The sequence below is a fragment of the Oceanicola sp. D3 genome (assembly GCF_006351965.1).
In the GTDB taxonomy this organism is placed as follows: domain Bacteria; phylum Pseudomonadota; class Alphaproteobacteria; order Rhodobacterales; family Rhodobacteraceae; genus Vannielia.
This window is the reverse complement of record NZ_CP040932.1, coordinates 830,977-843,182: the sequence shown is the minus strand read 5'-3', so window position 1 is coordinate 843,182 and position 12,206 is coordinate 830,977. Positions and strand designations below refer to the sequence as shown.

Annotated in this window: 13 protein-coding genes and 1 riboswitch; all 13 genes read right to left on the bottom strand. The window is 64.2% G+C overall.

Translation table 11 applies throughout. From position 1 onward, the window contains the following. Nucleotides 1–2 precede the first annotated feature (2 nt). Nucleotides 3–1,355 (bottom strand): 3-phosphoshikimate 1-carboxyvinyltransferase, encoded by a 1,353-nt coding sequence (aroA, locus tag FHY55_RS04405; protein ID WP_140013029.1) that lies wholly within the window; start codon nucleotides 1,353–1,355, stop codon nucleotides 3–5. A 51-nt stretch (nucleotides 1,356–1,406) separates the two neighbouring features. After that, nucleotides 1,407–2,129: a tRNA (guanosine(46)-N(7))-methyltransferase TrmB gene (locus FHY55_RS04400; RefSeq protein WP_140013028.1), complete on the bottom strand. Its 723-nt coding sequence runs from the start codon at nucleotides 2,127–2,129 to the stop codon at nucleotides 1,407–1,409. A gap of 43 nt (nucleotides 2,130–2,172) precedes the next feature. Further along, complete coding sequence (locus FHY55_RS04395; RefSeq protein ID WP_140013027.1) at nucleotides 2,173–2,496, bottom strand: hypothetical protein; 324 nt, start codon at nucleotides 2,494–2,496, stop codon at nucleotides 2,173–2,175. 49 nt (nucleotides 2,497–2,545) lie between these two features. Next, complete coding sequence (locus tag FHY55_RS04390) at nucleotides 2,546–3,061, bottom strand: O-acetyl-ADP-ribose deacetylase (protein ID WP_140013026.1); 516 nt, start codon at nucleotides 3,059–3,061, stop codon at nucleotides 2,546–2,548. A 43-nt stretch (nucleotides 3,062–3,104) separates the two neighbouring features. Next, nucleotides 3,105–4,178 (bottom strand): DUF1963 domain-containing protein, encoded by a 1,074-nt coding sequence (locus FHY55_RS04385; protein WP_140013025.1) that lies wholly within the window; start codon nucleotides 4,176–4,178, stop codon nucleotides 3,105–3,107. Between the two features lie 3 nt (nucleotides 4,179–4,181). Next, nucleotides 4,182–5,348 (bottom strand): methionine adenosyltransferase, encoded by a 1,167-nt coding sequence (gene metK, locus FHY55_RS04380; RefSeq protein WP_140013024.1) that lies wholly within the window; start codon nucleotides 5,346–5,348, stop codon nucleotides 4,182–4,184. Nucleotides 5,349–5,358: 10 nt separating this feature from the next. Beyond that, a riboswitch (SAM-SAH riboswitch) is annotated at nucleotides 5,359–5,408 on the bottom strand. Nucleotides 5,409–5,420: 12 nt separating this feature from the next. After that, a complete protein-coding gene (lnt, locus tag FHY55_RS04375; protein ID WP_254695414.1) occupies nucleotides 5,421–6,983 on the bottom strand; it encodes an apolipoprotein N-acyltransferase in 1,563 nt (520 codons plus the stop codon). Beyond that, the gene (locus FHY55_RS04370) at nucleotides 6,967–7,881 is read right to left on the bottom strand and encodes a transporter associated domain-containing protein (protein ID WP_140013023.1); all 915 of its coding nucleotides are present in this window, start codon (nucleotides 7,879–7,881) and stop codon (nucleotides 6,967–6,969) included. The genes lnt and FHY55_RS04370 overlap by 17 nt, the downstream gene beginning before the upstream one ends. Before the next feature lie 36 nt (nucleotides 7,882–7,917). Continuing rightward, complete coding sequence (ybeY, locus tag FHY55_RS04365) at nucleotides 7,918–8,412, bottom strand: rRNA maturation RNase YbeY (RefSeq protein WP_140013022.1); 495 nt, start codon at nucleotides 8,410–8,412, stop codon at nucleotides 7,918–7,920. 121 nt (nucleotides 8,413–8,533) lie between these two features. Beyond that, nucleotides 8,534–9,559 (bottom strand): PhoH family protein, encoded by a 1,026-nt coding sequence (locus FHY55_RS04360; protein ID WP_254695413.1) that lies wholly within the window; start codon nucleotides 9,557–9,559, stop codon nucleotides 8,534–8,536. Between the two features lie 189 nt (nucleotides 9,560–9,748). Beyond that, nucleotides 9,749–10,045 (bottom strand): hypothetical protein, encoded by a 297-nt coding sequence (locus FHY55_RS04355; protein WP_140013020.1) that lies wholly within the window; start codon nucleotides 10,043–10,045, stop codon nucleotides 9,749–9,751. Between the two features lie 14 nt (nucleotides 10,046–10,059). Next, nucleotides 10,060–10,572: an OmpA family protein gene (locus FHY55_RS04350; protein ID WP_140015995.1), complete on the bottom strand. Its 513-nt coding sequence runs from the start codon at nucleotides 10,570–10,572 to the stop codon at nucleotides 10,060–10,062. A 290-nt stretch (nucleotides 10,573–10,862) separates the two neighbouring features. Further along, nucleotides 10,863–12,170, bottom strand: coding sequence for a tRNA (N6-isopentenyl adenosine(37)-C2)-methylthiotransferase MiaB (gene miaB / locus FHY55_RS04345; RefSeq protein WP_140013019.1), 1,308 nt, complete (start codon nucleotides 12,168–12,170; stop codon nucleotides 10,863–10,865). Nucleotides 12,171–12,206 lie beyond the last annotated feature (36 nt).

The following is a 12,206-nucleotide window of genomic DNA, read 5'->3' as shown; positions in this document are numbered from 1 at the left end:
CCTCAAGCCTCGGCCCTCTCCAGCCGCGCACCCAGCCCGCCCATCAGATCCATGAAGATCGGAAAGGAGGTGGCGATCGGCCCGGCATCATCCACGCTCACCGGCTCCTTGGCCGCCATCCCGCAGATCAGAAAGCTCATCGCGATCCGGTGATCCAGCCGCGCCTCTGCCCGCGCCCCACCGGGCACGCCCTCAGGCCCCAAGCCCTTGACGGCAAACCAGTCTTCGCCCTCGTCAACCTCCACTCCGCAGGCCCGGAGACCCACCGCCATGGCGTCGATCCGGTCGCTCTCCTTCACCCGCAGCTCCTTCACGCCGGGGCATTTGGTGACCCCATGCGCAAAGCTCGCCACCACCGAGAGCACCGGATATTCGTCAATCATCGAGGCTGCCCGTTCGGCGGGCACCTCTATCCCCTTCATATCCGGCGAGAATTTTGCCCGAAGGTCGGCCACAGGCTCGCCGCCCTCCTCGCGCTCGTTCTCATAGGTCAGGTCCGCGCCCATCTCGCGCAGCGTGGTGAACAGCCCCGCACGGGTGGGGTTCAGCCCGATCCCCGGCACCAGCACGTCACTCCCCGGCACGACCAGCGCCGCACAAACCGGGAATGCTGCCGAAGAAGGGTCACGCGGCACCGCTATCACCTGCGGCTGCAATTCCGGCTGCCCCGTCAATGAGATAACCCGCCCCTCGGCCGTGTCTTCCACCGTCACCTCGGCCCCGAAGCCCGCCAGCATCCGCTCGGTATGGTCCCGCGTGGCCTCCTTCTCGGTCACCACCGTCACGCCCGGCGCGTTCAGCCCCGCCAGCAGCACGGCAGACTTCACCTGCGCCGAAGGCACCGGCGTTGTGTAGCTGACCGGCACCGGGCTTTCGGCCCCCACCATCGTCAGCGGCAACCGTCCGCCGGATTTGCCGTAAGACACTGTCCCAAAAAGCGAAAGCGGCTCCGTCACCCGCCCCATCGGGCGCGAGCGCAGGCTGGCATCGCCGGTGAAGGTCACGCTGAACGGATGGGTCGCCACGGCTCCCATGATCAGCCGCACCCCGGTGCCCGAGTTGCCGCAATCAATCACGTCTTCCGGCTCGCCAAAGCCGCCAACGCCAACCCCATGCACCGACCATTCCCCGGCCCCATGCTGCACCACATCGGCCCCCAAAGCGCGCATCGCCTTGGCCGTGTCCAGCACGTCCTCGCCTTCCAGCAACCCGGTGATCTTGGTCTCGCCCACAGCCATGGCCCCAAGGATCAACGAGCGATGGCTGATCGACTTGTCGCCGGGCACCTCCGCCACGCCCGTGAGCGGGGCCGCCTTGCGGGAGGTCATCGGTGTAGGGGTGCCGTGAGACGACATGGGCGGGCTCCTCGTGGTTTCCGGCCCCGAATAGCCGCTTTCTGAGGCGGCTTAAACCCTGCGGAAGGTCAGATAATGCGGGGTGCGCCCTTCTCTCAGCGCCTTCTGCTCGTAGCGGGTCGAAATCCAGTCATTCCACGGCGCGCGCCAGTCGCTCGGCCCCTCCGCCAACCATTCAAAGCCCTGCCCCGGCACCTCCTCCAGCGTCTGGCGCACATAGTCAGGGATGTCCGTCGCCACCCGAAATTCTGCCCCCGGCTTCAGCACCTTGGCCAGCGCCTCAAGATACTCGGGCGTCACGAAGCGGCGGCGGTGGTGGCGCTTCTTGGGCCATGGGTCGGGGTAGAGCAGGAAGGCCTTCGCCACCGACCCTTCGGGCAGCACATCAAACAGGTCACGCACATCGCCGGGATGCACGGCAAGGTTCTCCACCCCCGCCTTGCGGATCTTGCCCAGCAGCATCGCCACGCCGTTGATGTAGGGCTCGGCCCCGATGATCCCGACGCCGGGGTTCTGCGCGGCCTGATGCACCATGTGCTCACCGCCGCCAAAGCCCACCTCCAGCCAGATTTCCTTGCCGGGAAACAGCGCCTCAAGGTCCAGCGGCACCCGCTCGGGGTTTTCCTCCCAGCCCACGGCCCCAGGCGACAGCGCCGCCAAATCCTCATCCAGATAGGCTTCCTGCGAAGACCGAAGGCCCTTGCCCTTCAGCCGTCCGTAGAAGTTGCGCCAAGGCGCGCCACTGCGGTGTTTGTCTGGATGGTTCTCGCTCATGGGGCGGCGATGTAGCGCCCCGCCGCCCGCCACGCAACCGGAGTCAGTTGAACTCCGCCTCGTCATGCTCCTGCCGGGTGATCTCGCGGATGCCCTCGTAGGGGGTGCCCGCCACCGCGTTGCGGATGATCTCCTCGGCCATGTCAAAGTCGGCCACGTCGAAGCCAAAGTTCACCTCCGGCTCGCCGGTGGCCTCGCAAGAGCCAATCTCGGCCCCCGCCCATTCACCCGCCCGCGCTTCGATCAGCGCGTTCTCGATCAATTCCATCGCAGCGTTGCGAAACTCCAGCGCCCCGTCCCAATCGCCGGGGTAATGGCCGGGGATACGGTTGACGTTATAAAAGATCTCGACCGACTTGATCGCCATGCCAAGCCCTCCATGCCCTTCTGAATAATAGAAAAGCATGAAAATCCGGCTAATTTGCGGCGTTTTGCACAAGCTCGTTCAATTTGGCGGCATCTGCGCGCGAAAAGGCACACAGCACCACGCGCGGCGGGCTATCCAGCGCCGCAAGCTCTGCGCGCAGCGTGCTCACGGCAATCTGCGCGGCCTCGTCCTTCGGGTAGCCGTAAACGCCGGTGGAAATGCCGGGAAAAGCGATAGATTCTGCCCCCACCTCAACAGCCCGAGCAAGGCTTTCACGGTAGCAGGAGGCCAGCAGCGCAGCCTCGCCTGCCCCGCCTCCATTCCACACCGGGCCAACGGTGTGAATGACCCAGCGGGCCTTGAGGTTATGCCCGCCCGTAACCTTGGCCTGCCCGGTCTCGCACCCGCCAAGCGTGCGGCACTCCTCCAGCAAGCCCGGCCCGGCCGCTGCATGAATCGCACCATCCACCCCGCCGCCGCCCAGCAGGGTTTCGTTGGCGGCGTTCACGATGGCATCCACCTCAAGCAGGGTGATGTCACTGAGGTCCACTTCGATCAGACTCATGGTGCCAGTTTACGCAACGAACGCCACCAGTAAAGACACAGGCTCAGGTCTGCTGGTAGACCGTTATCACACGCTCAAATCGGCGCGCCGCAAGGTCATCGCGGCGAACGTAGAAATAAACGGTGCCCTCATTCTGCTCGCTGATCCAGAAGGACAACGGCATTTGCAAAAGCAACTGCCACTCCCGCGCTTCGGCATCTATGCGCTGCGACTGATCTCGCCATTCCGGCGTCACGAACATTTCGCCGGAGAGCTCGGTATAGGCCGCCGACCAAGCCGGATCATCCTGCTCGCCCAGCGCGGGGCCACCGATCTGCGGGCGGCCTGCCTGGTGCTCCCAGCGCACGGCCTCATAGGCTTCCCATGCTTCCCAGGCCGCGTCTGTACGGTCTTCGGCACAGAGCGCCGCCAATGCCGGGCGCTGCATGAAGTCCGGGCCACAAGCCTGCGGCAGGGCAAAGCCCGGCTCGGCCTCCAACGCCACGAGCGGCGTCAGGAAGGGTGACACGTGAGGGCCAGGCGAAGGCTCTGGCGGAGGGGCCGCCGCGACCTCTTCAATCTCCTCATCCGTCAGTCCCGTTTCCTTCAGCGCGGCGCGAATTTCATCCGTCAGGATGAACGGCTCAGGCGGGGCAGAGAGCTGCGCGACATAAGCCTTGTCGGCCTCGATCAGTGCCTCCGGTGTCGGGCGTAGTTTGGCCTCGCTGGCAGGCGCCTCATCCCAGAGCACGCGGCCAAAACTGGTGCCGGTGTCATAGGGCCCGGCCAGCGCATCGTAGAAGAACAACAGCCGCCCGTGGCCCGGCAAGCCCTCGGCGCTTACTTCTGTCAGGTCGATCTGGGCAACAAAGGGCAGCGGCAAGTCGGCGCGAATGTGGCGGGCAATCCACTCCGGGTCCGCCCCGCGCGCGCCAATCTCCTCGGCCCGCGCCGCTGCTTCATGGCGCGGCCAAACCAAGCCATCCGCCATCAGCGGCGCCCCACCCATCCGGCTCAGGCCGGGCTCCGCCCCCGTGGCCACCAGAAAAACAACAGGCACCGCAAGCTCGCTCACCAACCCGGCGAGCGGCTCGGTCAAATGCTGCGCGATCAGCTCGGCGAGTGAGGCTTCCGCCATCCGTCAGACAGCGGCCTTGAGCGCCTCGACCAGATCGGTCTTCTCCCAGGAGAAACCGCCATCCGCATCGGGCGCGCGGCCAAAGTGCCCATAGGCAGCCGTGCGCTGGAAGATCGGCTTGTTCAGCGCCAGATGGGTACGGATGCCGCGCGGGGTCAGGTCCATCGCCTTGGCGACGGCTTTCTCGATCTCGGCCTCCGGGGTCTCGCCGGTGCCGTGGGTATTCACGTAGATCGAAAGCGGCTTGCTGACACCGATCGCATAGGAGAGCTGAAGCGTGCATTTACTCGCCAGACCGGCGGCCACCACGTTCTTGGCAAGGTAGCGGGCCGCATAGGCCGCCGAACGGTCCACCTTGGTCGGATCTTTGCCAGAGAAGGCCCCGCCGCCATGGGGCGCCGCCCCGCCGTAGGTATCGACGATGATCTTGCGCCCCGTAAGCCCCGCATCCCCATCCGGCCCGCCGATGACAAACTTGCCTGTGGGGTTGATCCACCATTCTGTGGCCTCGGTCAGCCAGCCATCGGGCAGGATGTCACGGATATAGGGCTCGACAATGGCGCGCACATCCTCGGAGGTCAGCGCCGGGTCCAGATGCTGGGTGGACAGCACCAGCGAGGTCGCTTCCACCGGCTGCCCGTCCTTGTAGCGCAGGCTGAGCTGGCTCTTCATGTCAGGGCCGAGGTTCGGCTCGGTGCCGTTCTTGCGCACCTCGGCCAGCTTCTTGAGGATCCGATGGGCAAAGTGGATCGGCGCCGGCATCATCTCGTCGGTTTCATCGCAGGCATAGCCAAACATGATCCCCTGATCGCCCGCGCCCTCATCCTTGTTGCCCGCGGCATCCACACCCTGCGCAATATCGGCAGACTGCGCGTGCAGGTAGTTGTCCACGCTCATGTTGGCCCAGTGAAAGCCCTTCTGCTCGTAGCCGATGTCCTTCACGCAATCCCGCGCAATCTGCTCGACCCGCTCAATCACCGAGCCCGGCCCGCGCACCTCGCCGCCAATCACCACCCGGTCGGTGGTGGCAAAGGTTTCGCAGGCAACCCGGCTTTCGGGATCTTCCGCGAGGAAAGCATCGAGGACAGCATCGGAAATACGGTCGCAGACCTTGTCGGGATGGCCCTCGGAAACGGACTCCGAAGTGAAGGTGTATTCAGAACGAGACATGTTGGGGTAGTGCTCCATTGAGGTTTTCACCGCCACGCCAGGAAGCCGTTGTGGCAGCAGATGCGCTCTCTGCTAGTCGGTTGACGGGGTCGGGTCAACCGGCACGGAGCGTGCGCGCGCAACACCCAGAGCCATTGCAGCGAGCGCCAGCAGGGCCAGCACGCCCCAGTCTCCCCACAGCCGATAGGGCGGCGCGGCAGCAAGGCGCGGCGGCAAGGCCACATCCAGCAGCCCGGTCTCCCCGAGGGCGAGGCTGTTCAGCACCCGGCCCTGCGCGTCGATCACCGCCGATATGCCCGTGTTCGCCGCCCGCAGCACCGGCACCCCCTGCTCCACCGCACGAAGCCGGGCCTGCGCAAGGTGCTGATAGGGGCCTGCGATCTTGCCGAACCATGCGTCGTTGGTGATATGCAAAATCCACTCCGGCCGGGGCGCAGCAATGATCTCCTCGGCAAAGATAGCCTCGTAGCAGATCAGGGGCAGCACCCCCTCAATGCCCTCGCCGAGGCTGATAAGCCGAAGCCCGTCGCCCGGCGCAAAGCCCGACATCGCCGCCTCGGCCAGCCCGCCCGGAGCCCATTCGCCCAGCCAGCGCGCACCCGGCATATATTCTCCGAAGGGCACAAGATGCGACTTGTCGTAGTAACTCGTCACATCGGCCCCGGGGGTGATCACCGCCAGCGAGTTGCGCGCCACCCCGCCATCGCGGCGCTGCAGACCCACCACCACCGGCGCGCCCCGGCCCGCATCGGCCACCACCTGCGCGGTGCCATTGCCGGGTGCCAGCAGATAGGCCAACGAGGTTTCCGGCCAGACAACCAGATCGGGCTTGGCGCCCTCAGGCGGCTCGGCGCTGAGGGCGATCAGCCGCTCGAAAAAGACCGGAATCATCTCTTCCGTCCACTTCAGATGCTGCGCCGCGTTCGGCTGCACCAAACGAACAGTCAGCGGCGCGCGCATCTCCACCGGCTGGCCCAGCCGCCAGAGCCCGTAGGGCACCGGCAAGGCCAAAAAGGCCAGCGACGCCATAACGCCCAAGGCCGCGCGGCGGCTGCCCATTGCAGCCGGGATCGCAGCGGCAAGCGTGGTGAAAAGCGTCAGCCCGTGCGGGCCAAGCAGCGCGGCCAGATGCATCTGCGGCTGGCCAACCCAGATGTGGCCGATGAGCGCCCATGGAAAGCCCGTCCACAGGTGTGAGCGCAGCATCTCGACCGCCGCCAGCAAAACCGCGCCCCAAAGCACGCGCTGCCACCGCCCCCGGCCCAGCAACGCCGCGGCACCGAAGGCCAGCGCCCAAAAGATCGCAAAGCCGGCAGCATGGGCGAAAAGCGCAAGCGGGGCGAGCCATCCATGGCGCAGCGGGTCAACAAAGAAGGGCTCGACGATCCAGAACATCGTCGCCACCACGTAGCCAACGCCCATCGCCCAGCCGCGCCACACCGCCGCCTTGGGCTCCCGTACGAGGGAAAACAGCGCAAATCCCAGCGCGAGCGCGGCCACCGAGAGCCACGGCAGGCCAATCGGGGCCTGCCCGGTGCCCGCTACGGCCCCAAGCGCGGCAAAGAGCGCAAAGCTCCGCCACCGGCCTGTCAGCCACCCGGCCATCCGCTCTGTCAGATCAGCTTTCGGCGCCACCGGCCACCCGTTGCTCCGCCACCTCCGGCAAACGTACACGCAGGCGCTTCACCCGGCGGGCATCGGCATCAACCACCTCAAACTCCGCACCCGTGGAATGGGGCACCACCTCACCCCGGATCGGCACCCGGCCCGTCAGCATGAAGACAAGCCCGCCCAGCGTGTCGACCTCTTCGAGATCTTCAGCATCCGCCAGCGCCACGCCGGTTTCTTCCTCGAAGTCTTCCAGCGGCGTGCGCGCCATGGCGAGGTATTGCCCGGGCTTCTCCTCGGTCCAGAGATCGCCCTCCTCGATGTCGTGCTCGTCTTCGATCTCGCCGATGACCTGCTCGATGAGGTCTTCAATCGTCACCAGCCCGTCGGTGCCGCCATATTCGTCGATCACCAGCGCCATATGCATCCGGTCGCTCTGCATCTTCTGCAACAGCACACCAATCGGCATCGACGGCGGCGCATAAAGCAGCGGGCGCAGCATCGGCTTCAGCTCGAAGTTCTCGCCATGGCCGTTGAACCCGTACTTCAGCGCAAAATCCTTGAGGTGCACCATGCCCACGGGGCTGTCGAGCGTGCCCTCGTAAACCGGCAAACGGCTCATGCCGCTGTCACGGAACACCGCAACCAGATCATCCTTGCCGATATCGAGCGGCACCGCGACGATTTCCACCTTCGGAATGGCAACGTCTTCCACCCGCATCCGATGCAGGTTGCCAAGGCCAAGCACGGCAACGGATTCGCGCCCGCCATTGCGGCCCCGCGGCTCCTCGCCCTCGTCCGACCCGTCCTCTTCGCCGGGAAATATCGCATCTGCAAGGCGGCCCCAAAGCCCCCTGCTCTCACTACTGTCTTCCTCCTGCGCGCCCTGCGCAGCACTAGAAGACCCGTCCGAACTGTCGCCCATCGTTCCTTTCCAAAAGGCGCCCCATCGCCGGGGCTGTTACTCATATGGGTTTTTCACACCCAACTTGGCAAGTATTTCCGCTTCACGAGCCTCCATCAGCTCCGCGTCTGCGTCGTTAATGTGATCGTAACCCAGAAGATGCATCATCCCGTGAACAACGAGGTGCGTCAGATGGTCCCGCAGCGCAAGCCCACCTTCCTTGGCTTCTCGGACGCAGGTTTCATAAGCCAGCGCAATGTCACCAAGCGGGATCGTGCCATCCGGGTCAGGCTCGGGCGCAAGCGGATCTTCGCCGGGGGCCTCAGGCGCAAGCTCCTGCGCGGGCCATGAGAGCACGTTGGTCGGCTGGGGCTTGCCGCGAAAGTCACCATTGAGGGCGGCAATGCGGGCGTCATCCGCGCCCAGCACCGCGAGTTCGATATCGGTCGGCAACCCGTGCCACGCCAGAACCGCCGGTGCCACCGCCTGCACCACGGCCTCCAAAGCCGCGGCCTCCCAGCGGTCATCCTCTATGGCAACGTCCAGTTCCATTTTCTTGCTTCAAATATCTCCGGGGGTTTGGGGGCAGCGCCCCCAATCACTCATGGATAGCGTGCGCCGCAGGCGCTCATTTTAGCTGCGTGCGGGTGGTGAACCGGTTGTTAAACCGCGCTCACCCCTTCGCATCCAGCGTGTCATAAGCCTCGATGATCCGCGCCACCAGCGGATGGCGCACCACGTCCTTGGCGGTGAAGTAGTTGAAGGAGATCCCCTTCACCCCATCCAGCAGGCTTTCGGCCTCGCGCAGCCCCGATTGCACCCCGCGCGGCAAATCCACCTGGCTGCGGTCACCGGTAATCACCATGCGGCTTCCTTCGCCGAGACGGGTCAGGAACATCTTCATCTGCATGGTCGTCGCGTTCTGCGCCTCGTCGAGCACCACAAAGGCATTCGCCAGCGTGCGCCCCCGCATAAAGGCCAAGGGCGCGATTTCAATACGTTTTTCCTCGATCAGCTTTGCAACCTGCTTGGAGGGCAAAAAGTCGTTCAGCGCGTCATAGAGCGGCTGCATGTAGGGGTCGACCTTGTCCTTCATGTCGCCCGGCAGGTAGCCCAGCTTCTCCCCGGCCTCCACGGCCGGTCGGCTCAGGATGATCCGGTCGACATGACCAGCGAGAAACAGGTTCACCCCAACCGCCACGGCAAGATAGGTCTTGCCCGTGCCCGCAGGTCCAATTCCGAAGCCCAGCTCGTTCTCGAAAAGCGCACGCACATAGGCCTTCTGTGCCTCGGTGCGCGGCTCAACAACCTTCTTGCGGGTTTTGATCTCAACCCGCCCGCCGTGAAACATCTCCAACTGGTCGCCATCCCGCGCCGCGCTGTTGGCATCGGCACTGCTCTCACGGCCCAGCCGGATCGCCCCATCAACATCGCCCGGCTCAATCGAGCGCCCGGCTTCGAGTTTGGCGTAGAGTTCCTGAAGGATCACCGCCGCCTCGCTGCGCGGCCCGGCTTCGCCGATAAGCGCCAACTGGTTGCCCCGGCGCAGGATTTGCACACCTACCGCATGTTCGATCTGGGCAAGGTTGCGGTCAAACTCACCGCAGAGTTCGATCAACAGGAGGTTGTCGGGGAATTCCAGCGGCGTTTCCAGAATATCCTTGGGGTTTGGCGGGGCGGTCAGGGCACTGATTCCCAAAAAGTGCGTCTCCATCAGCTGGCTAGCGATACGCTAGATGTTGTGGTTCACAAGGTCAGGTTGCCAAGTGCCAAGCCATCGCGCAAGCGGCCAGTGCAAAGATTTCACGCATTTGACATGAAAAGAGGCCGCAAGAGCATGTCTGGCGGCCTCCGGATGATTTCTGCGGCAATTTTGGCCGCAAATGCATCAGATCGGATCAGGAAACTCCGACCCCGACTGAAAGTCTCCTTGCGCCGTGCCCGAGGGGCCCGCGCCGGAGCAGACAGGCTTGCCGTATTTATCGAGCCGCTGGCTGAGGTAGCCCTCAACGCCATCGTCGATGATCCAGTGATCGCACCCGTTCGGGTCGATCCAGACACCGGCTTTGAGCTGGGTCAGGTCCTTGCTGTCGAAGCCGCGGTCGACCGTTTTGTCAATCTTCTCGCTGCAGGCACTCAGGGCACCGGCACAAGCCAGAAGCGCGGTGATCTTGAGAATGTTCATAGCGCTTCTCCTGTTCACTTGATGCAGATGATTTCGACGCGGCGGTTCTTCTGCATCCCGCCCGCAGTCCGGTTGGACGCCACTGGCACCCGCTCCCCATAGCCGCGCACATCAACGATCTTTGCGCCGGTGGCCTTGCCGATCCGGGCCACGCTGACGGCCCGGCGGTAGCTGAGGTTCATGTTGTATTCATCGCTGGCCCGCGCATCGGTGTGACCGGCGATGATATAGGCGCGGGCCCGGCTGGATCGGAAGAAGTTGGCCAAACGCTTCTTGCCCGAGGCAGAAATCGCGGCACTGTCGGTGGCAAAGAGCTGGTCGGAGTTCATCACACCGCAGACATTGCCGCGACGGCACACCGGAATGCCCTGACGCGAGACATGGGGCGTCATGTAGCCCTCCGCCCCGTCGTCCATCACCCAATGTTCGCAGCCGTCCGGATCGACCCAAACGGTGGGCACGTAGCGCTGCGACTGGTCCCTGCTCGACTGCGCCTGGGCGTCGCCAGCAAAGAGGCCGATGGCCATCGTCAGCGCCGCTGCGCCACCAACGAACGATCGGATTGCGGTGAAGGTCATTTGGGTCACGGGCATCCGTCCTGTTCCGGTTTCGGTACGAAGGGGCGCGCGCCACAAATTGCCGCCGTTGCCCCAGTCACAATATCGCCAGATTTACCAGATTCAGGAGGCCAGCAAAACGTTTTTACCGTTAATTTGTAGGGGCTTAATGAACAATCGCCCGCTGTGCAGGCGATTGTTTCGCAAAGCGAGACCAATTGCGGCAAAAGCTGGGCATCTCCACGCGGCCCGAACTCGTCTCAGAGCAACGCGCCGGCCAGAGAGTTGGGGCCAGATTCGGTGATGCGCACGCGGACGAGGTCTCCGGGCGCGAGCCCATCGCTTGTCACATGCACCGCATGAAGGTGATCGGATTTGCCCACCATCTGCCCCGGCAGCCGCCCCGGCTTTTCGATCAGCACATGCACCTCTCGGCCCACCATTGCATCCTGCGCCGCGCGCTGTTGCCGGGTGATAAGCGCCTGCAGCCGCTGCAATCTGTCGGCGGCAACCTCGGGCGCAACAGTTGCGCGTTCGGCCGCCGGGGTGCCGGGGCGGGACGAGTATTTGAATGAATAGGCCTGACCGTAGTTCACCCGTTCGATCAGGTCGAGCGTGGCCTGAAAATCCTCTTCGGTCTCCTCGGGAAAACCGACGATGAAATCGCCCGACAACAGCAGATCCGGCCGGGCAGCTCGGATGCGGTCGATCAGCGCGATGTAGCTTTCGGCGGTGTGCTTGCGGTTCATCCGTTTGAGAATGCGGTCAGAGCCGGACTGCACCGGCAAGTGCAGGTAAGGCATGAGTTTTTCGCAGTCGCCATGAGCTGCAATCAGGTCGTCTTCCATGTCGTTTGGGTGCGAGGTGGTAAAGCGGATGCGTTTTAGCTCATCAATCTCGGCCAGACGCCGGATCAGCCGGGCGAGGCCCCATGTCTCGCCGCCATCCTCGCCGTGGTAGGCGTTCACATTCTGGCCCAGCAACGTGATCTCGCGCACCCCGCGCGACACCAGTTCTTCGGCCTCGGCCAAAACCCGCGCCACTGGGCGGCTCACCTCGGCTCCACGGGTATAGGGCACCACGCAGAAGGCGCAGAACTTGTCGCAGCCCTCCTGCACCGTCAAAAAGGCGGTCGGCCCGCGCTGCGCCTTTGGGCGCCCTTTCAACTTCTCGAACTTGTCCTCTTCGGGAAAGTCCGTATCCAGCGCCTTCTCGCCGCCACGCGCTTTTGCCTCAAGCTCGGGCAGGCGGTGATAGCTTTGCGGCCCTACCACCAGATCAACCATCGGCTGGCGGCGTATGATCTCTTCGCCCTCAGCCTGCGCCACGCAGCCAGCAACGCCGATCTTTAGATCTGGCTTGGCCTCCTTCAAGTCCTTGTAACGGCCCAGCTCGGAGTAAACCTTCTCCGCCGCCTTCTCGCGGATGTGGCAGGTATTGAGCAAGATCATGTCTGCCCCGTCAGGGCTTTGCACCTGCTCGTAGCCTTCCAACGCTTCGGCCATGCGCTCGCTGTCATAGACATTCATCTGACAGCCATAGGTCTTGATATAGAGCTTTTTAGTCATCACGCATTCCTGGAGGGGTCGGGCGGTGTCTAGCGG